This window comes from Variovorax sp. MHTC-1 (genome assembly GCF_003984645.1).
Classification (GTDB): domain Bacteria; phylum Pseudomonadota; class Gammaproteobacteria; order Burkholderiales; family Burkholderiaceae_C; genus Variovorax.
The window spans coordinates 32516-51467 of sequence record NZ_RWKI01000024.1 but is presented as its reverse complement, the minus strand read 5'-3'; the positions used below and the strand labels follow the sequence as shown (position 1 = coordinate 51467).

16 protein-coding genes are annotated in these 18952 nt (G+C 69.1%); 12 read left to right on the top strand and 4 right to left on the bottom strand.

Going from position 1 to position 18952, the window contains the following annotated elements; translation table 11 throughout:
* Positions 1–204 precede the first annotated feature (204 nt).
* Positions 205–2112: an ATP-binding cassette domain-containing protein gene (locus EJI01_RS24890; RefSeq protein ID WP_126839803.1), complete on the top strand. Its 1908-nt coding sequence runs from the start codon at positions 205–207 to the stop codon at positions 2110–2112.
* A 74-nt stretch (positions 2113–2186) separates the two neighbouring features.
* Positions 2187–3929: a phospholipase D family protein gene (locus EJI01_RS24885; RefSeq protein ID WP_126839802.1), complete on the top strand. Its 1743-nt coding sequence runs from the start codon at positions 2187–2189 to the stop codon at positions 3927–3929.
* Between the two features lie 10 nt (positions 3930–3939).
* On the opposite strand, the gene EJI01_RS24880 is transcribed toward EJI01_RS24885, so the two are convergent.
* The gene (locus tag EJI01_RS24880; protein WP_126839801.1) at positions 3940–5367 is read right to left on the bottom strand and encodes a PLP-dependent aminotransferase family protein; all 1428 of its coding nucleotides are present in this window, start codon (positions 5365–5367) and stop codon (positions 3940–3942) included.
* Between the two features lie 100 nt (positions 5368–5467).
* Between EJI01_RS24880 and EJI01_RS24875 the strand changes: the two genes are divergently transcribed.
* The 9 genes from EJI01_RS24875 (at position 5468) to EJI01_RS24830 (ending at position 12965) form a co-directional block, all read left to right on the top strand.
* Positions 5468–6067, top strand: a complete 600-nt coding sequence (locus EJI01_RS24875) for a LysE family translocator (RefSeq protein ID WP_126839800.1) — start codon at positions 5468–5470, stop codon at positions 6065–6067.
* Positions 6064–6993, top strand: a complete 930-nt coding sequence (locus EJI01_RS24870) for a DMT family transporter (RefSeq protein WP_126839799.1) — start codon at positions 6064–6066, stop codon at positions 6991–6993. Before EJI01_RS24875 ends, EJI01_RS24870 begins: the two co-directional genes overlap by 4 nt.
* A gap of 26 nt (positions 6994–7019) precedes the next feature.
* Positions 7020–8234 (top strand): PLP-dependent aminotransferase family protein, encoded by a 1215-nt coding sequence (locus EJI01_RS24865; RefSeq protein ID WP_126839798.1) that lies wholly within the window; start codon positions 7020–7022, stop codon positions 8232–8234.
* Between the two features lie 25 nt (positions 8235–8259).
* The gene (locus tag EJI01_RS24860; protein ID WP_126839797.1) at positions 8260–8871 is read left to right on the top strand and encodes a DJ-1/PfpI family protein; all 612 of its coding nucleotides are present in this window, start codon (positions 8260–8262) and stop codon (positions 8869–8871) included.
* A 135-nt stretch (positions 8872–9006) separates the two neighbouring features.
* Positions 9007–9648 carry a glutathione S-transferase family protein gene (locus EJI01_RS24850; protein WP_126839796.1) on the top strand — a complete coding sequence of 214 codons (642 nt, stop codon included), beginning with the start codon at positions 9007–9009 and terminating at the stop codon, positions 9646–9648.
* A gap of 4 nt (positions 9649–9652) precedes the next feature.
* Positions 9653–10564 (top strand): PhzF family phenazine biosynthesis protein, encoded by a 912-nt coding sequence (locus EJI01_RS24845; protein ID WP_126839795.1) that lies wholly within the window; start codon positions 9653–9655, stop codon positions 10562–10564.
* A gap of 108 nt (positions 10565–10672) precedes the next feature.
* Complete coding sequence (locus EJI01_RS24840) at positions 10673–11359, top strand: VOC family protein (RefSeq protein WP_126839794.1); 687 nt, start codon at positions 10673–10675, stop codon at positions 11357–11359.
* 1 nt (position 11360) lies between these two features.
* Entirely contained in the window at positions 11361–11996 is a 636-nt protein-coding gene (locus tag EJI01_RS24835) for a LysE family translocator (protein WP_126839793.1), read from the top strand.
* A gap of 3 nt (positions 11997–11999) precedes the next feature.
* A complete protein-coding gene (locus EJI01_RS24830) occupies positions 12000–12965 on the top strand; it encodes a threonine dehydratase (RefSeq protein WP_126839792.1) in 966 nt (321 codons plus the stop codon).
* A gap of 16 nt (positions 12966–12981) precedes the next feature.
* Here EJI01_RS24830 and EJI01_RS24825 read toward each other — a convergent pair whose 3' ends face one another.
* The gene (locus EJI01_RS24825) at positions 12982–13620 is read right to left on the bottom strand and encodes a protocatechuate 3,4-dioxygenase (RefSeq protein WP_126839791.1); all 639 of its coding nucleotides are present in this window, start codon (positions 13618–13620) and stop codon (positions 12982–12984) included.
* A gap of 52 nt (positions 13621–13672) precedes the next feature.
* Positions 13673–17605, bottom strand: a complete 3933-nt coding sequence (locus EJI01_RS24820; RefSeq protein WP_185879047.1) for an autotransporter outer membrane beta-barrel domain-containing protein — start codon at positions 17603–17605, stop codon at positions 13673–13675.
* Between the two features lie 220 nt (positions 17606–17825).
* Here EJI01_RS24820 and EJI01_RS24815 point away from each other — a divergent pair, with 220 nt between their 5' ends.
* Positions 17826–18500: a histidine phosphatase family protein gene (locus EJI01_RS24815; RefSeq protein WP_126839789.1), complete on the top strand. Its 675-nt coding sequence runs from the start codon at positions 17826–17828 to the stop codon at positions 18498–18500.
* Here EJI01_RS24815 and cutA read toward each other — a convergent pair.
* Positions 18491–18823, bottom strand: coding sequence for a divalent-cation tolerance protein CutA (gene cutA, locus EJI01_RS24810; protein WP_126839788.1), 333 nt, complete (start codon positions 18821–18823; stop codon positions 18491–18493). The genes EJI01_RS24815 and cutA overlap by 10 nt on opposite strands.
* Positions 18824–18952: the final 129 nt, after the last annotated feature.

Sequence of the window (18952 nt, the reverse complement as noted above, 5' to 3'; positions counted from 1 at the left end):
CAGGATCCCAAAGCAGCTCGCCGTCTTGAGCGGAGCCTTCAATTATGACACGGTTTTGAACACCCGCCACGTTTCGAAGCTCTTGCTTTCATCGACCCGGAGCACTTCGTTTCGAAGCAAGCCGGCGGGTCGTTTTGAGCCGAGCCCACGAGTATATGCCAAATTTGAGGCTCGGCAAGCCAGTCCTCCGATAATCGGCGTCACATGGCACTCATCACACTTCTCGACGCGCAACTCGCGTTCGGCCACGTCCCGCTGCTCGATCACGCGGACTTCTCACTCATCGAATCGGAGCGCATCGGCCTGATCGGCCGCAATGGCGCCGGCAAGTCCTCCCTTCTCAAGATCCTGGGCGGGCTGGAAAAGGCCGACGACGGCACGCTGCAGTTTCAACAGGGACTGCGCGTCGCCTATGTGGCGCAGGAGCCCCTGCTGGACATGGACGCCGACGTCTTCACGGCGGCAAGCGCAGGGCTGGCGGAAGTGATCGCCATTCGCGAGCAATACCTGTCCGGCGCCGCGGGAGTCGACCTCGATGCGCTGCAATCGCAGATCGAGGCCTTCGACGCCTGGAACTGGGAGCAGCGCGTCGAGGAGACGCTCCATCGCCTGCATCTGGACGGCAGCGCGCGCATCGGCGCACTATCCGGCGGGACCCGCAAGCGGGTGGCACTGGCGCAGGCGCTCGTGGCCGCGCCTCATGTGCTGCTGCTCGACGAACCCACCAACCATCTCGACCTCGATTCGATCGAATGGCTCGAACAGCTGCTGATCGATTTCAAGGGCAGCGTCGTCACCATCACGCATGACCGCAGCTTCCTGAACCGCGTGGCCACGCGCATCGTAGAGCTCGACCGCGGAAAGCTCGGTTCCTATCCGGGCAATTTCGAGCAGTACCTGGTCCAGAAGGAAGAGCAACTGGCCCAGGAGGCGGTCATCAACGCGAAGGCCGACAAGCTGCTCGCGCAGGAAGAGGTATGGATTCGCAAGGGGGTGGAAGCTCGCCGAACGCGCAGCCAGAGCCGCATCAGCCGCCTCGAGGCGCTGCGCTCCAACCGGTCGGCCAGGCGCGAAGTGATCGGCAGCGTGAACATGGACGTCGCCGCCGGCCAGTCGAGCGGAAAGATCGTCGCGGAGCTGACGGGAGCCTCCAAAGCCTTCGGTGAGAAGACCGTCATCAGAAACTTCACCGGCACCATCCTGCGCGGCGACAAGGTGGGTCTGATCGGCCCCAACGGCGCCGGCAAGACCACGCTGCTGAAGCTGATCCTCGGCGAGCTCGAGCCCGACAGCGGCAAGATCCGCCGCGGCGCCAACCTGCAGGTGGCGTATTTCGACCAGATGCGCGATGCGCTCGATCTCGACGCCACGCTCGAAGACTTCATCAGCCCCGGCAGCGAGTGGATCGAGATCGGCAATCAGCGCAAGCACGTCAAGAGCTATCTCGCGGATTTCCTGTTCTCGCCGGCACGCGCGCATTCGCCGGTGCGCTCGCTCAGCGGCGGGGAACGCAACCGCTTGCTGCTCGCGCGGTTGTTCGCGCGACCGGCCAATGTGCTGGTGCTCGACGAGCCGACCAACGACCTGGACATCGACACGCTGGAGCTGCTCGAGGACTTGCTGCAGAACTACGACGGCACGGTGTTCCTCGTGAGCCACGACCGCACCTTCCTCGACAACGTGGTGACCAGCACCATCGCCTTCGAAGGCGACGGCCGCTGGCGCGAGTACGAAGGCAGCGTGCAGGACTGGCTGATCCAGTCGAAGCGCACACGAGAGTTCGCGGCCCAAAGAGCAGCCGCCTCTGCGCCCCCTCCAGGCCTCGTGGCGGCCACCCCCGCGCCCGCCGCCGAAGCCGCCCCGCGTGCGACACCCCGCAAGAAGCTCAGCTACAAGGAGCAGCGCGAGCTCGAGACATTGCCCGCGCAGATCGCAGCCCTGGAAGAGGAACAGAAGCGCATCACCGAGATGCTCGAACTCGACGGCGGCGCCATCTACGCCAACGAGGCATCGCGCGCAGCCGAACTGGGCGAGCGCCACGCGCAGATCGACGACGAACTGCTGGCCGCGCTCGAGCGCTGGGAAGAACTCGGCGCGGCGCGACAGGGATAGCCGGGCTTTCGTCCGACGCGCGGCGTGGCGCGGCTGCGCTATACATGTAGTTACCCAAACTCATCAATTGCTGCATGTTCGCATTCCGAGCTCTCGGACGATTCGCCGGCCGCTGGTGCTTGGCGGTGGGCATTGCGCTGGTACTGCCGGCGTGCGCCGAGCTGCCCAAGGATGTGCAGCGGCCGGTTTCCACTTCGCTGGCCTCGCCCGCCGGGACCCCGCTCGCAGACTTGGTGCAGCAACGCCGAACCGCCGCCGGCGCCCGTTCGGAATCCGGCTTTCTGCTGCTCGACGGTCCGCCGGCCGCGTACGGCAGCCGGCTCGCGCTGGCCGAAGGCGCACAAAAAACCCTCGACCTGCAGTACTACGCCATTCATGCCGACGCCAGCACCGACCGGCTGCTCCAGGCGGTACGCGATGCGGCACAGCGCGGCGTGCGCGTGCGCATCCTGCTCGACGACTTTCACAGCACGGGACGCAACGCCCAGGTGATGCGCCTGGCCTTCGTTCCGAACATCGAGATGCGGATGTTCAACCCATTGGCGGGCGCCAGAGGCTCGAGCCTGGGTCGCCTCTTCAATGCGCTCGACGATGCGTCGCGCATTCAGCAGCGCATGCACAACAAGCTCTTCATCGCCGACAACGTGCTCGGTGTAACCGGCGGGCGCAACCTGGGCGATGCCTATTTCGGCAATGGCGCAGCCGGCAATTTCGTCGATCTCGATGTGCTGGCAGCCGGGCCGATCGTGCAAGACCTTTCGCGAAGCTTCGACGCCTATTGGAACAACGAGCGCGCGTATCCGGTGCAGTCGCTGGTGACACGCGAAGAACTCGAACCGCTTCGAGGCGAATCGCGTAGCGAACGCGCCCCACCAGCCGCCAGCGGCCCGCCCCGACCTCCTGACGGCGAGCCGCGGCCCAGCAACACGACAGCTGCGATCGGACGGCGAGCCGCGGTGTGGGATGAAAAGCCGATGGACCTGCGCAGCGCCGACTTCGTCTGGGCGCCCGCTGCGGTGCTGGTCGACAAGCCGGCCAAGATCCCGGCGGATGCACCGCGCGGCAGCCCGAAGACCGGCAAGGCCCCGGGGCTGGTAGTGACCCAACAGGGCCGCCGGCCGGCGGCCGCAGCGCGCGGCGGCAGTTCGCTCGCGGCCGCAGCCAGTACGGCCGCCGAAGGCGAAACGGTGGTCGAGGGCCTGCTGCAGCTGATCGGCCAAGCGAAGAGCGAGTTGCTCATCATCTCGCCCTACTTCGTGCCGGGGCAGGACATGAAGCAGGCTTTCGCGGCGGCACTGGCGCGCGGCGTCCGGATCCGCGTGCTGACGAACTCGCTGGCTTCCAACGATGCGCCGGTCGCCCATGTGGGCTATGCGCGGCATCGCGAAGAACTGTTGTCGATGGGCGTCGGCCTGTACGAGATGCGCAGCGAACAGGCCGGGCTCAGCAGCGCTTTCGGCTCCGCCGGCGGCAGCGCGCCCGGCGAGTCGCGCTCGATGCTGCATTCCAAGGCGCTGGTGATGGACGGCCGGCTGCTGGTGGTCGGCTCGATGAACCTCGATCTGCGTTCACAATTGCAGAACACCGAGATCGCGCTCCTGATCCGCAGCGACGAACTCTGCCGAGTTGCGAGCGGCCAGATCGAGGTCGCCATGCGCGACGGCGCGTGGCGCGTGGAGCGCGCCGACAACGGCCTCGTATGGCGCGCCCCGCAGAACAGCGGACTGAAGGACAGCAGCACCGAGCCCGACGCCAGCGTCGGCCTGCGGCTGTTGTTGAAGCTGTTCGGCCCCTTCGCGCCGGACCGGCTGCTCTGACGCACTCACCTCAGAGCTGCGCCTTCACCCGCGCGAACACCTTCCAGAAGGCCGCGTCCTGCGCCGTCGCGAAGTTGATCCGCATCAGCGTGCTCGGCGGCCGCCTGGCATGGAACAGGGAGCCCGGCGCGAGCAGGTAACCCTCGTCGAGCATGCGCTGGGTCAGCGCATCGGTGTCGACACCCGTATCGACCCAGCCGAACAAGCCCGCCGGCTCCGAGGCCAGCGTGCAGCCGGCCGCAAGCGCCAGCTTGACGGTGCGGCCGCGCGCGCCGTCGAGCCGCAGCCGGACGCGCTCGGCGTGCCGGCGCAGCTGCCCCTGGTCGATACACCATGCCAGTGCCCGCTCGAACAGCGAGGGCGTGGTCAAGGTCGTGAGCAGCTTGGTTTCGAGCATGCGCCCCACCAAGGCCGGAGAGGCCGCGAGAAAGCCGATGCGCCAGTTGGGCGCCAGGATCTTCGCGAAACCGCTCACGTAGATGGTGCGCTGCAGTCCGTCGAGCGCGCTGAGCCGGGTCGCATGCTCGGGTGCAAGGTGGCTGTAGGTGTCGTCCTCGACGATGTGGAAGTCGTGCTTGTTCGCCAGCTGCAGCACGCGGTGCGCGCTGCCCGGCGCAAGGCTGTAGCCGGTCGGGTTATGCAGCACGCTCACGCTCACGAAGAGCTTGGGCTTGTGGCCGTCGCCGGCCTCGCAGTAGCGCTCCATCACTTCGAGATCGGGCCCGTCAGCCTTGCGCGGCACGGGCAGGATGCGCATGCCGAGCGCCTCGAGCCGCGCGAACTCCAGCGCCCAGCCGGGCTCTTCGACCATCACCGCATCGCCGGCGCGCAGCAGCGTACGGCTCACGATGTCGAGCGCATGCGTCGCCCCGACGGTGGTCACGATCTGTTCCGGCCCGGCCGGCACGTTGATGTTCGCCAGCTTGGTCGCCAGGCTGCGGCGCAGGCCACCGTCTCCCGCAGGTTCGCCGTACTGCAGCGAGAAATCCTTGAGCGCCCGCGTGCTTGTCACGCGGCGCACCGCAGCGGCCGTGAAGGGCGAGTCCAGCCATTCGGAGGGGAACACGCCCATGCCGGGTTGCGGCTTGTCGCTCGGGCGGTGGAACATGCCGCGGATAAGTGTGCTCGCATCGGCGGGCACGGGCTTGGCGGCTGCTTGCCCGGAGATCGGGCCCACGGTCGACAGGGCCGGCCCGGCCTGCGCCGCGATCGAGTCGCGCACATAAAAGCCGCGCTGGCGCCGGGCTTCGACCAGCCCCTGCGCAAGCAATTGGTCGTAAGCCGCAACTACCGTGTGCGGGCTCACGCCCTGCTGCCGCGCGCATTCGCGCACCGAGGGCAGGCGTGCGCCGGGCGCCAGCAGGCGCGTACGGATGCGCTCGGAAAAACGGTCGGCGAGTTGTTCCGTCAGCGACTGGGTCGAGGTCCGTGTCAGCATGGCGTCGGGTTCTGTGTCGATCGTCGGACCGATACAGGCTTGGCTGTTGTCCGGCAATCTGTATCGGTACTGTAATGGTCCTCAGTTTAGAGTGTGTCCCATGAACTGGCAAGAATTCACCACGCTGCTGGGCTTGGCCACGGCGATGAGTTTCTCGCCCGGACCGAATACGACGCTGTCGACCACGCTCGCCGCCAATGGCGGCCTGCCGCGCGCCATGCGCTTCATCTTCGCGGTGCCGGTGGGCTGGACCCTGCTGCTGTTGCTGTGTGCGGCCGGCATCGGCGCGCTGGTGCTCGCCGCGCCATCGCTGCGCTGGGCCATCAAGGCGCTCGGCATCGCCTACCTGCTGTGGCTGGCCTGGAAGCTCAGCGGCAGCGCGACGATGGCGCAGGCCGACGGTCGGAGTCTCTCGGTCGGCTTCAAGCAGGGCGTGCTGCTGCAGTTCGTCAACATCAAGGCCTGGCTGCTGGCGCTGACGCTGGTGGCGGGCTGGATTGCCGGCCATGCGGATGCGCTGCAGCGTCTCGCGATCGTGGCGCCGGTGATGCTGGTCTATGCCTTCACCAGCAATTTCGTCTATGCGCTGGCCGGCGCGCTGCTGCGCAACTGGTTGGCCGAGGGACAGCGCCTGCTGTGGTTCAACCGCGCCATGGCCGCCGTGCTGGTGCTTACCGCCGGATGGATGGTGAGCGCATGAAGATCAGGGACGAGACCCTGGGCATGTGGCTCGGCGTGCTGGGCGTCGCCTTCTTCGCGGTCACGCTGCCGATGACGCGGCTCGCCACCGGCACGCAGGAGGCGCCGCAACTCTCGCCCTGGTTCGTGACGCTGGGCCGCGCGGCGCTGGCCGGCGTGCTGTCGGCGGTCTTCCTGCTCGTCACGCGGCCGCCGCTGCCGCAGCGCCATCAGTGGAAACCGCTCGGCATGGCCGTGCTGGGCAACGTGATCGGCTATCCGCTGCTGCTGGCCTACGCGCTGCGCGTGGTCAGCGCCAGCCACGCGGCGGTCGTGACGGCCTTGCTGCCGCTGGTCACCGCAGCCTGCGCGGCCTGGGTGCTGCATCAACGCGCGCGGCTCGGCTTCTGGCTTTGCGCGCTGACAGGCAGCGCGCTGGTGATCGTGTTCTCCGTGCTGCGCGCGGGCGACCAAAGCGGCGGCTTCGGCTTCGCCTGGGGCGACCTGTTGCTGGTCGGCGCGGTGTTCGCCGCGTCGCTAGGCTACATCTACGGCGCGCAGGTCACGCCAGCGCTGGGCGCGGAGCGCGTGATCTGCTGGGTCTGCGTGATGGCGCTGCCGGTCACGCTGCCGGGCACGCTGTGGCTGTGGCCCGAGCAGCCGGTGGCCGTCTCGGCCTGGGCCGGGTTCGTCTATGTCGGGGTGTTCTCGATGTGGATGGGTTTTTTCGCCTGGTACCGCGGCCTCGCGATGGGCGGCGCGCTGCGCGTGAGCCAGACCCAATTGCTGCAGCCCTTTCTCTCGATCCTCGCCGCGGTGCCGCTGCTCGGCGAGCCGATCGACATCGTCACCCTCGGCTTCGCGGGGGCGGTGGTGGCCACCGTGCTGGCCGGCAAGAAGCTCTCGCAGCCGCGCACGCCCGCCGTGCTCGCGGCGGCATCCCAATGACGACTCGCTTATCCCCAAGGAACTACATGAACTGGAAACTCGCCGCCCGCGCCGAAAAGATGAACCCTTCGGTGATCCGTGAAATCCTCAAGGTCACCGAGCGCCCCGGCATCATCAGCCTGGCCGGCGGTCTGCCCTCGCCCAAGACCTTCCCGGTCAGCGCCTTCGCCGAGGCCTGCGCCGAAGTGCTGCACAAGGACGGCCGGGCCGCGCTGCAGTACGCTGCCAGCGAGGGCTACGCCCCGCTGCGTGAAGCGGTCGCCGCGATGCTGCCCTGGCCGGTCGATCCGGCGCAGGTGCTGATCACCACCGGCTCGCAGCAGGGCCTGGACCTGATCGCCAAGGTGCTGCTCGATCCCGGCAGCCGCGTACTGGTCGAGACGCCCACCTACCTGGGCGCGCTGCAGGCCTTCTCGCCGATGGAGCCCGAGCCCGTGAGCGTGGCCAGCGACGATCAGGGCGTGCTGGTCGACGACCTCGTGGCCAAGTCGAAGGACGCACGCTTCGTCTACCTCTTGCCCAACTTCCAGAACCCCACCGGCCGCACCATGGCCGAAGAGCGCCGCGCTGCAGTTTCTGCCGCGGCCGCGAAGGCCGGGCTCCCGATCGTCGAGGACAACCCCTACGGCGATCTCTGGTTCGACGAGGCGCCGCCGCTGCCGCTGACCGCACGCAATCCCGACGGCTGCATCTATCTCGGCTCCTTCTCGAAGGTGCTCGCGCCGGGCCTGCGGCTGGGCTTCCTGGTGGCGCCCAAGGCTATCTTCCCCAAGCTGCTGCAGGCCAAGCAGGCGGCCGACCTGCACAGCCCCGGCTTCAATCAGCGCATGGTGGCCGAGGTGATGAAGGACGGCTTCCTCGATCGCCACGTGCCGACCATCCGCGCGCTCTACAAACGCCAGCGCGACGCGATGCTGGCTGCGCTGGCGCGCGAGATGAAGGGCCTGGGCGTGGAGTTCAACAAGCCGGCCGGCGGCATGTTCCTGTGGGTGCGCCTGCCCGAGGGGATGGACGCGGCGGCACTGCTGCCGAAGGCGGTGGAGCGCGGCGTGGCCTTCGTGCCCGGCGCGCCCTTCTATGCCGGAGCGAGCGATGCGCGCGCGCTGCGCCTGTCCTTCGTGACCGCGAGCGTCGAGGAGATCGACACCGCGATCACCGCGCTGGGCGAGGCCGTGCGCGAACAGCTGGCGCACAACGCGGCTGCCGAGGTCGAGCGCCAGCTCGCCGCCAGTCCCGTGTAGCCAGCATCGAATCAAGGGCACGACGATGCACATCGCCATCCTCACCTTCGAAGGATTCAACGAGCTCGACTCGCTGATCGCGCTCGGCGTCCTCAACCGGATCAAGAAGCCGGGCTGGCGCGTCAGCCTGGCCGGGCCGAGCGCCTCGGTCACGTCCATGAACGGCGTGACGGTGAAACTCAGCGCATCCCTGGCGGATGCCTGCGAGGCCGAGGCCGTGATCGTCGGCAGCGGCATCCGCACGCGCGAGATCGCTGCAGACCCCGCCATCCTCTCGGCGCTCTCGCTCGACCCGTCGCGCCAGCTGATCGGTGCGCAGTGCTCGGGCACCTTGCTGCTGGCCAAGATGGGCCTGCTGGGCGCCGTGCCGGCCTGCACCGACCTCACGACCAAGCCATGGGTGCAGGAGGCCGGCATCGAGGTGCTGAACCAGCCCTTCTTCGCGGCCGGCAACGTGGCGACAGCGGGCGGCTGCCTCGCTTCGCCCTACCTCGCGGCGTGGATCATCGCGCGCACCGAGGGCCCCGAGGCCGCGGCCGATGCGCTCCACTACGTCGCGCCGGTGGGCGAGAAGGAAGCCTACGTCGGACGCGCCATGAACAACATCACGCCCTACCTCGAGACGCGCGCGCCATGATCGACCTCAGATCGGCCGCCGGCTGCAGCGCCGGCGCGGCGCCGCCGGCTTCCAGCGCGGCCTGCTCGCCACGGTGATGATCGCGCTGGCCGTGCGTCTTCTCTTGATCGATCGTCCTTCGAAGGGATTCTGACCATGCTCAATATCTGGGGGCGCATCAGCTCCATCAACGTCCGCAAGGTGGTGTGGTGCGCGCAGGAGCTGGGCCTCGATTTCCAGCGCACCGAGGCCGGCGGCAAGTTCGGCATCGTTCAAACGCCGGAGTACCTGGGGCTCAATCCGAACGCGCTGGTGCCGGCCATCGACGACGGCGAGGGCGAGGACCGCGTCGTCCTCTGGGAGTCGAACGTGATCGTGCGCTACCTGTGCGCCAAGCATTCGACCGGCAAGCTCTATCCCGAGCGGCTGGCCGCACGCTTCGACGCCGAACGCTGGATGGACTGGCAGCAGACCACGCTCAACCCCGTGAGCGCCGGTGCCTTCAGGCAATGGGTCCGCACGCCTTCGGGCCAGCGCGACCCGGCCGTGATCGCGCATTCGGTGAATGCCACCGAGCCGCTGTTCGCGCTGCTCGACGCGCACCTCGCCACGCGCGCCTTCATGCTCGGCGACAGCTTCACGATGGCCGATATCCCGATCGGCTGCGAAGCGCACCGCTGGTTCGGCCTGCCGCAAACCGAATACACGCGGCCCGTCTGGCCGCATGTCGAGCGCTGGTTCGCCGATCTGCGCAGCCGAGCCGGTGCACGCGGCGTGCTCGACCTCGCACTGGAATGATCCGATGAAAATCCGCCCTTTCAAGCAAGTCGACGTCTTCACGGCCAAGCCTTATCTCGGCAATCCCCTCGCCGTGGTGCTCGACGCCTCCGGCCTCGACGATGCCGCCATGCAGAGCTTCGCGAAATGGACCAACCTGTCCGAGACCACCTTCCTGCTGCCGCCCACCGAGCCATCGGCCGACTACAGCGTGCGCATCTTCACGCCGGGCGGCGAGTTGCCCTTCGCCGGTCACCCGACGCTGGGAAGCTGCCATGCCTGGCTGCAGGCGGGCGGACGGCCCAAGGCGGCGGGGCGCATCGTCCAGCAGTGCGCCGCGGGGCTGGTGCCGATCCGGCACGAGGGCGAACGTCTCGTTTTTGCTGCGCCGCCGCTCAAGCGCAGCGCACCCAGCCCCACGCTGCTGGCCAAGGTCGCCGCCGCCCTGGGCCTCAAGGCGCAGCAGATCGTGGCCGCGCAACTGCTCGACAACGGTCCGGTGTGGCTGGGCCTGCTGCTCAACGACGCGGACACCGTGCTCGCGCTCAAGCCCGACCACCGCATGCTCAAGGAGCTCGGCCAGAAGGTCGGCGTGGCGGGTGCCCCTTCGAAGGAAGACGAGGCAGCCTCGCCCTTGATCTCGCGCTCGAACCGCGAGGCGCGCGCCTTCGCGCTCTCGAACGACGAAGACATCGGCCTCGAGGTGCGTGCCTTCGCGGCGCCGATCGGCATCGAGGAAGATCCGGTCACGGGCAGCCTCAACGCCAGCCTCGCGCAGTGGCTGATCCCCGACGGCCACTTGCCGTCCCGCTACCTCGCGGCGCAGGGCCAGTGCCTGGGCCGTGCAGGGCGCGTTCATGTGTCGCGCGACGCCGAAGGCCAGGTCTGGATCGGCGGCGACTCGGTCACCTGCATCGACGGCAAGGTCACGCTATGAGTCTCTCCCCCAGGCTCCCCCACTTCGTGTGTTCCCCGAGCGGGCCTGGCTTCGCCGGCCGCGGCGGCGTAGGACGCGAAGCGTGGTGGAGCAACTAGGAGGAAGAACATGTCCGCGCGCATCGACCACCTCGTGATCGCCGCCCGCAACCTCGACGAGGGCGTGCGCTGGTGCGAGGCCACCTTCGGCATCGCGCCCGGTCCAGGCGGCGCGCACCCGCTGATGGGCACGCACAACCGGCTGATGAAGATCGCGACCGTCGAATTCCCGCGTGCCTATCTCGAGATCATCGCGATCGATCCGAGGGCCAGGCCGACGCGGGCTGCCGGCACCCATCGCTGGTTCGACCTCGACGATGCCGCGCTGCAGGCCGGCCTGGCGCGCGGCGGGCCGCGGCTGGTGCACTTCGTGGCCGAGGTGTCCGACGCCGCCGCCGCGGTGCAGGCCCTGGAGCGGCAGCGCATCGACCGCGGCCGCGTGCTCGAAGCCTCGCGCGACACGCCGGCCGGCCGGCTCGCCTGGCAGATCACGGTGCGTGACGACGGTCAACGCCTGATGTACGGCACGCTGCCCACGCTGATCCAATGGGGTCCCGTGCATCCGAGCGACAGCATGGCCGATTCCGGCGTCAGGCTGGGTGCGCTGACTGTTTCGCATCCGCGCGCCGGCGACCTGAAGGCGGCGATGGAGGCCATCGGCCTTTCGAACGTGCCGGTGAGCACCGGCGCGCCCAAGCTCCGCGCGGTGTTCGATACGCCGCGCGGCACCGTCACGCTCGACTCGGAGGGGATCTGAGATGCCGATGAGCTTTGCCGAGCTCGCCTTGTTCGCGCTCGCCGCGCTGGTGCTGGTGCTGACGCCCGGCCCCAACATGATCTATTGCGTCTCGCGCACGCTGTGCCAGGGCCGCGCGGCCGGGCTGATGTCGCTGGCCGGCGTGCTGCTGGGCTTCGTGGTGCACCTGATGGCGGCGGCACTGGGCCTGACGGCGCTGCTCATCACCGTGCCCTTCGCCTTCGACGCCATCCGCCTGGCCGGCGCGGCCTACCTGATGTGGCTGGCCTGGCAGGCAGTCAAGCCCGGCGGCACGGCGCCTTTCGAGGCCCGGCTGCTGCCGGTCGATCCGCCGGCCAAGCTCTTCAGTATGGGCTTCGTCACCAACCTGCTGAACCCCAAGGTGGCGATGTTCTACCTCTCCTTCTTTCCGCAGTTCCTGCATCCCGAGCGCGGCTCGGTGCTGCTGCAGAGCCTGACGCTGGGCGCGGTGCAGATCGGCGTGAGCGGCGCCGTCAACCTGCTGCTGGTGCTGAGCGCCGCGCGCCTGACGGCCTTCCTGTCGAAGAGCGAAGGCTGGCTGCGCGCCCAGCGCTACGTGATGGGCAGCGTGCTGGCCGCGCTCGCGGTGCGCATCGCACTGCCGGAGCGCAAGTAGCCGATGCGATTCACACGCGAAGAGATCGCCGCCGCGCGCCGCACCGTCTACGCGGCGATGCCGCCGACGCCGCAGTACGCATGGCCGCTGCTGGCCGGGCGCCTGGGCTGCACGGTCTGGGCCAAGCATGAGAATCACACGCCGGCAGGCGCCTTCAAGCTGCGTGGCGGGCTCACCTACTTCGAGACGCTGGCGCGCGAAGAGCCCGAGGTGCGCCATGTGATCAGCGCCACGCGCGGCAATCATGGCCAGTCGGTCGGCTTCGCCGCGCGCCGCCACGGCCTCATGGCGACCATTGTGGTGCCGCACGGCAATTCGGTCGAGAAGAACGCCGCCATGCGCGCGCTCGGCGTCACGCTGGTCGAGTACGGCGACGAATTCCAGACCGCGAGCGAACATGCCGCGCGGCTGGCCGAGCGCGACGGGCTGCACCGCGTGCCCTCCTTCCATCGCGAGCTGGTGCGCGGCGTCGCGACCGCCTATGTGGAGTTCTTCGAGGCGCTGGCCGATGCGCCGCCCGAGGTGCTGTTCGTACCGATCGGACTGGGCTCCGGTTTCGCGGCTGCGGCGGCGGCGCGCGCGCATTGCGGCGTCAGGACGCGGCTCGTCGGCGTGGTGTCGGCGCATGCGACGGCGTACCTCGATTCGTTTCGCGCCGGCAGCGTGCGCGAGGCGCCCGTCAGCACGCGTCTGGCCGACGGCATGGCCTGCCGCACGCCGGTGCCGGAAGCGCTGAAAGTGATCCGACGCGAAGCCGACGAGGTGGTCGCCGTGAGCGACGAGGAAGTGGCCGCGGCCATGCGAGCGCTGTTCACCGACACCCACAACGTGGCCGAAGGCGCGGGCGCGGCGGCCCTAGCGGCCGCGACGCAGCAGCGCGCACGCTGGCGGGGCAAGACGATCGGCATCGCGCTGACCGGCGGCAACGTCGATGCCGCGATGTTCGCCGGGGTGCTGTCGGGCGCTTGAGCGTCAGCCGGCCGCCTCAGGCCGCGATGACGATGGGGAAGCGCGCCCGCACCCCATCCGCCGCCGGCTCGAAGGGCACGGTGACCGCGGCCCGCGATGCCGCGGGCAGGTTGCGCCAGAGGAAATCGCGCGCATTGCCCGGATCGCCTTCCACATAGAGCTGCGTCGTCAGCAGTTCGCGTGCGCCGAGCTTCACCTTCACATGGATGTGGGGCGTGCGGCCGCTGTACGCAGCCGGCCGGATGGTACGAAAGCGATAGCGGCCGTCGGCATCGACTGCCACGCGGCCGAAGCCCTGGAACGCGGCATCGGCGCGGCCGCCGTCGCCGGGGTGGTGGTAGTGGCCGTCCTGGTCGCATTGCCAGATCTCCACCTGGGCACCGCGCAGCGGCTGGCCGGACAGGTCGGTCACGCTGCCCTCGACCCAGGCGGGCTGGCCGTTGCGGTAGTTCAGCGTGCCGTTGCGCAGCAGGTCGTTGTCCGCGTCCTGTGGCAGGCGCACGGGGTAGAACGGCCCCTCGGTCTGGGAGGGCGTCGCGACCCGCGCCGCCTGCGGCTGCGCGCGGGCGCCGAGCCAGAGGGCGGGCGCTGCGACCAGCGCGGCGGCGACCGTGCGCCGGGGAAGAGAGCCGGAGGAGGTGGTCAGGGCAGGCATGGCGGTACGAGCCGCCCGGCGCACGCGAGTTCCACCCGCCGCGTTTTCTTTGCTACCAGCGCACGCGCACGCCGATCGCGCCCTGGATCGACGATTTCACTTTGGTGTCGCCGCCCGCGCTGAAGACCTTGCCGACTTCGCCGTACAGGCTTACGGTTTTGCTCAGCGACAGCGTGGCGCCGCCTGCCAGTTCGACAGAGGTGTAGTTGCCCGTGCTGCCGATGGGCGTGACGAACGGGCCGTTGACGAAGCGCGCGACATCGCTGCCGCCGCTGCCGCGGACCACGCCCACGCGCGCATAGGGCTGCAGCCGTCCGGCCGCGGTGGAAATGTCGCCCTTCACGCGCACGCCGAGGCCGGCGGTCCAGTTGCCGGAATCGTCCTGCTGCACCAGCGCGCCTGGGATCGCCAGGTCGTCGAGGCGCGCCTTGCGGTAGCTCAATTGCGCCTGTGGCTCGATCGTCCAGCCGCCGCCGAGCGCGAAGGCCTGGCCGACCTCGACCGAGGCCGTCAGGCTGTTGCCCTTGCCCGAGGCCGCGAAGCCGCCGAGCGGACGGATGGTGTAGCGGTGCGAGCCGTACTGCAGCACGGTGTCGACGTAAAAGCCGGTCGCGTTGGCATACGAGGCATAGGCGCCGAGGTAGCGGGCGCGCAGGTCGGTGCTGCCGACCGGGCGATAGACGCCGCTGGCGAAGCCGCTCAGGTCGGCATCGCCATCGAGCGTGCCGACATAGACGCCGGCGTGCCAGTCGCCGAGCTGCGAAACGTAGAGATCGGAGCCCGCCTGGACGCCGGCGACGTGGCCCTGCGTCGAGGGACTGACGACGCCCGACTGGCGGATGTCGACATCGCTGTAGACGGCACGCGCCCAGGCGCGGCGCTCGGCCGAGAGCGCACCGCCCACCGGCGTCAGGCTGGCCACCGCGCGACCGCTCGCGTCGTCGTCGCCCATGCGGCTGCGCAGGTTGCCGATCATCGCGAGATCGGTGCGGCGCAGCTGCGAGGGCAGGGCCGCGAGCATCGGGGCCTCGGCGCGGTAGGCCGTGACCGGGACCGGCGCAGGCGCCGGAGCGGGGGGTGCCGGTGGCGCGGGCGGAGCCGGAGGCGCAGGAGGCGCAGGTGGAGCCGGGGGCGCCGGCGGGCCGGGAGGCGGCGGCGGGGGCGGCGGCGGCGGAGGGGGCGGTGGAATCACTTCCGAACGCAGATACCAGTTCTCGCCGGCGCCGCTCGCATCGGCGGCGTACAGGCGGTACTCGAAGGCGCCCGCGTCGACGTGGCCTGCGCCGCCGAGTGCGAAGGCGTTCTTGGTCGTCTGCGCCGTGGTGGTGGCGCCGTTCAGCGCGCTGATCACCTCGATGCCGCTGCCCACGGTCTGGCCGCCGAGGCCGCCGAGGTTGGCAATCTGCACGGTGGTGCTGCCGCTGGCGACGGCGGCGGCGCCGTCGAGCACCAGCCGGTCGGACGGGCCGCTGGCGCCGAGCGTGGTGCCGAGACGCAGGGTGCCGTTGTTGCCGACGTAGGGGCCAGTCACCGTGAGCGTGGCACCGGGCGCGGCGCCGACCAGCGAGACGGTGCCGCCGTTCGTGAGCGAGGCCATGCTCTGGCTGAAGCCGGCGAGGTCGAGCGTGGCGCCGGCCGCCACGCTGTGCGCCGACGCAGCGCTCAGGGTGTTGGCCGCACCGGCACGCAGGGTGCCGCCGCTGACGGTGGTGCTGCCGGTGTAGGTGTTGGCGCCCGACAGGGTCAGCGTGCCCGCGCCTGATTTGACCAGCGAGCCCGAATTGACAGGCGTGACGAGACCGTTCGACATCGCGCCGCTGAAATTGCCGGCGCCGACCGTCAGCTCGCTGCCGTTCAACCCGACCGTGCCGCTGCCGTCCAGTTGGGCGATGGTCTGGGTCGCGTTGAGAAATTCGACACCGGACAGAGACTGCCCGGCGACAACGTTGCCTGTGGAATTGACCGTGAGATTCGCGGTCGGCGCCAGGCGGCCGTTGCCGTTCACGCGCACAGTGCCGCTGCCGTTGACGACGAGGTCGCCCGGCACGGTGCCCGCGGCTGCCAGCAGCAGATTGGCATTGCCCTGCACCGTGGTCGTGCCGGTATAGGTGTTGACTGCGTTGTACGCGTAGCCGCTCCAGCCGCCGCCGGCGCCGTCGAGCGTGATCCCGTGGCCGCCGCTGATCCCGCCGTCGAAGTTCACGACACTGGCGGGCGTGACCTGGTTCAACGCCGCGTCGGCAGTGAGCACCACCGGCCCGTTCAGCCCGAGGCTGCCGTTGGTCGCGAGATCGACGTCGCCGGCCACGACCACGGTGTTGCCCAGCACCATCGGACTGGTCGTGGTGAAGGTGCCGCCCTCGAAGGTGATGGCGCCGGTGCCGAGCACCCCCGCGCTGCCGATGCTGAGACCGCCGGAACTCAGGATGGTGCCGCCGCTGTAGGTGTTGGCCCCTGTGACCGTCGTGGTGCCGGTGCCGGCCTGCGTGAGCGTGCCCGAGCCGGTGATGGCGTTGGCCAGGGTGTAGTTGTCCGAGCGATTGACGATCAGCGACGCATTGTTGGTGATGGCGCCTTCCACGCTGCCGCTGGCGGTACCGGCGCCGAGCTGCAGCGCGCCGCCGCTGATGGTGGTGCCGCCGGTGTAGGTGTTGTTGCCCGCGAGCGTCAGGGTGCCGGCGCCGACCTTGACCACGGCGCCGTTGCCGATCATCACGGGATTGATGTAGAGCGCCCCGTTCTTGTCCTGCGAGCCCAGGCCCGTGTTCGAGATCACGCCGCTGATGGTGTCGTCCTTGCCGAGCGCCCCGACTTGCAGCGTGGCGTTGCCGAGTACGACGCCGCCCGAGCCCGACAGGGAGCCGATCGCCGCTGCCGGTGCGCTGATGTCGTTGACGTAGACCTCGCCGTTGTTGATGACGGTGGCGCCGCTCAGGTTCGCCGTGTTCGACATCTGGAGCGTGCCGCTGTTGTTGTTGATGGTCGCGCTGCCGCCGTTGCCGTTCTCCTGGAAGATCAGCCGGCCGCCGTTGTTGTTGAGGGTCGCATCCTGCGCGCTGGCGCCCAGGGCGCCGCCGAACAGCACATAGGAGCCCGCGCCGTTGTTGGTGATCGTCGCCGTGCCGGCGTTCGCGCCATTCTGGAACTGGAGGCCGCTGTTGCTGCCGTTGACGTTGGTGTTGACGCCGACCGGCACCGTGATGACGAGGTTGCCGGCGCTCGCGGTGGGATCCTGGAAGCGCAGCTCGGCGTTCTCGAGGATGGTGACGGGGCCGCTGCCGAGGGAGCCCGTCGTGCGCGTCCACACATTGAGGCGGCCTGCCGTCCCGTTGCCCTGCAGCACGGTCCCGCCGGTGTAGTTGTTCGCGGCGTTGTCGATGCTCAGGCGCTGGGTCTCGTCACCCAGCGCGTTCGTGCCGGTATTGCGAAGCGTGAGGACGCCGCCGCCCGAAATCTGCCCGGTGAGCTTGTTGCCCTGGGTGCCGGCCACGTCGACGGTGCCGTTTCCGGTCAGAGTGATGGCGCGGCCGCTGGCGACGCCGTCGGCCGTGAAACGCAGCGTACCGCCACCGAAGGCCAGCGCTCCGCTCGCCTGCCCGAGCCGGGCGTCGGAATCGATGGCCAGCGCGCCGGCGTTGATCGCGGTGCCGCCGGCGTAGGTGTTGGCACCGCCCAGAACGATGGTGCCGGCGCCGGTCTTGACGATGCCGTCGGTGCCGGAGATGTCGCCGGTCTGCTGCGCCGTGCCCGCGTCGGTGCTGTTCAGCACCGTGGTCGGCGTGGTGACGATAGGCAGTGCCCTGACGTCATTGTTCGCATAGTCGATGGTCTGCGCCGCCGCGCCCGCCGCCAGGCCGCTCAAGCCGACCGCCATCAGCACCGTGACTGCGCCGCTGGACCGTTTGCCGCGCGCGGCCGTGATCTCCGAAACCGCGACCCAGGCGCCCAGCGCATGGTTCCAGACGCTGCGATAAGACTTGTTCATGCTCTGTGCTGTCCCTCTTGGGTGTAAGAAAGCGGCGCTGCGCGGCGGAAATCGCGTCGCGACGTCTACGAAAGTTCGCATCTTACACATTTGAGAACTTTATGACTCAATTTCTTACAGAACCTCGCCACAAAAGCCACGCTGTCGCTTCGACGCATCGGAGTGACGCCGGTCGCCGCGGCGACCGGCCCGCATGCGCCGCCTCGGCAGAATCCAAGCCATGGGAACTCTCTATCTCGTGCGCCACGGGCAGGCCAGCTTCGGCGCGGCCGACTACGACCAGCTGAGCGATCTGGGCCACCGGCAATCGCGGCGCCTGGGCGAGTACTGGCGCGAGCGCGGCATGCAGTTCGATGCCGTCATCACCGGCACCCTGAAGCGCCATCGCCAGACCTGGGAAGGCATCGCCGAAGGGTTGGGCCTCGCGCGCGACGACGTGCTGCCCTGGCCGGGACTCGACGAGTACGACGCCGAAGCGGTCATTGCGACCATTCATCCCGAGAAGCTCGAGAAGGCCGATTCGCCCGAGAAGTACCGCCACCACTTCCGGCTGCTGCGCGATGGGCTGGGCGCCTGGATGCAAGGCCGGACCTCACCGGCCGGGATGCCGAGCTACGTTGACTTCCTGGCCGGGGTGACGAGCGCGCTGGACCACGTGCGCGGCAAGCACCACGGCGCCCGGGTGCTGGTGGTGTCGAGCGGCGGCCCGATCAGTACCGCGGTCGGCCATGTGCTGGGCACCAGCCCGGAAACCACCATCGAGCTCAACCTGCGGATCCGCAACACCGCCATCACGGAATTCGCCTTCACGCCCAAGCGTCACATGCTGGTGACCTACAACACGCTGCCGCACCTGGACGGCCCGGCCTGGGCGGACTGGGTGACCTACGCCTGAGCGGCGCCGGCGCTGCCACCGGCCAGCCAGCGCAGATAGTCCGCGGACCCGGCCGTGATCGGCAACTGCACGATTTCCGGCGTTTCGTAGCTGTGGCGCTCCCGGATGAAGGCTTCCAGCACCGCATAGCGCGCGGCGAGGGTCTTGATCAGGAGCAGCCATTCCGGCTCGCGGTGCAGCGTGCCCTGCCAGACATAGAAGCTGCGCACGCGCTGCACCTGCACGCAGGCCGCGAGGCCCGCCTTGACGATCGCGGTGCCGAGCGCTTCCGCCTCGTCCTCGGTGCTGGCGGTGGTCATCACGATGCATACCGTACCGTCCATAGCGCCTCCTGTCGTTGCACGTCAAAGCGTTCCCACGCTCCCTTCCAGGAACACCGCGGAACCGGCTTTGCCGGGCCGCTGGTGTTGCCCCCGGTGAGGGGACACGAAGTGCGCGAAGCCTGGGGGAGA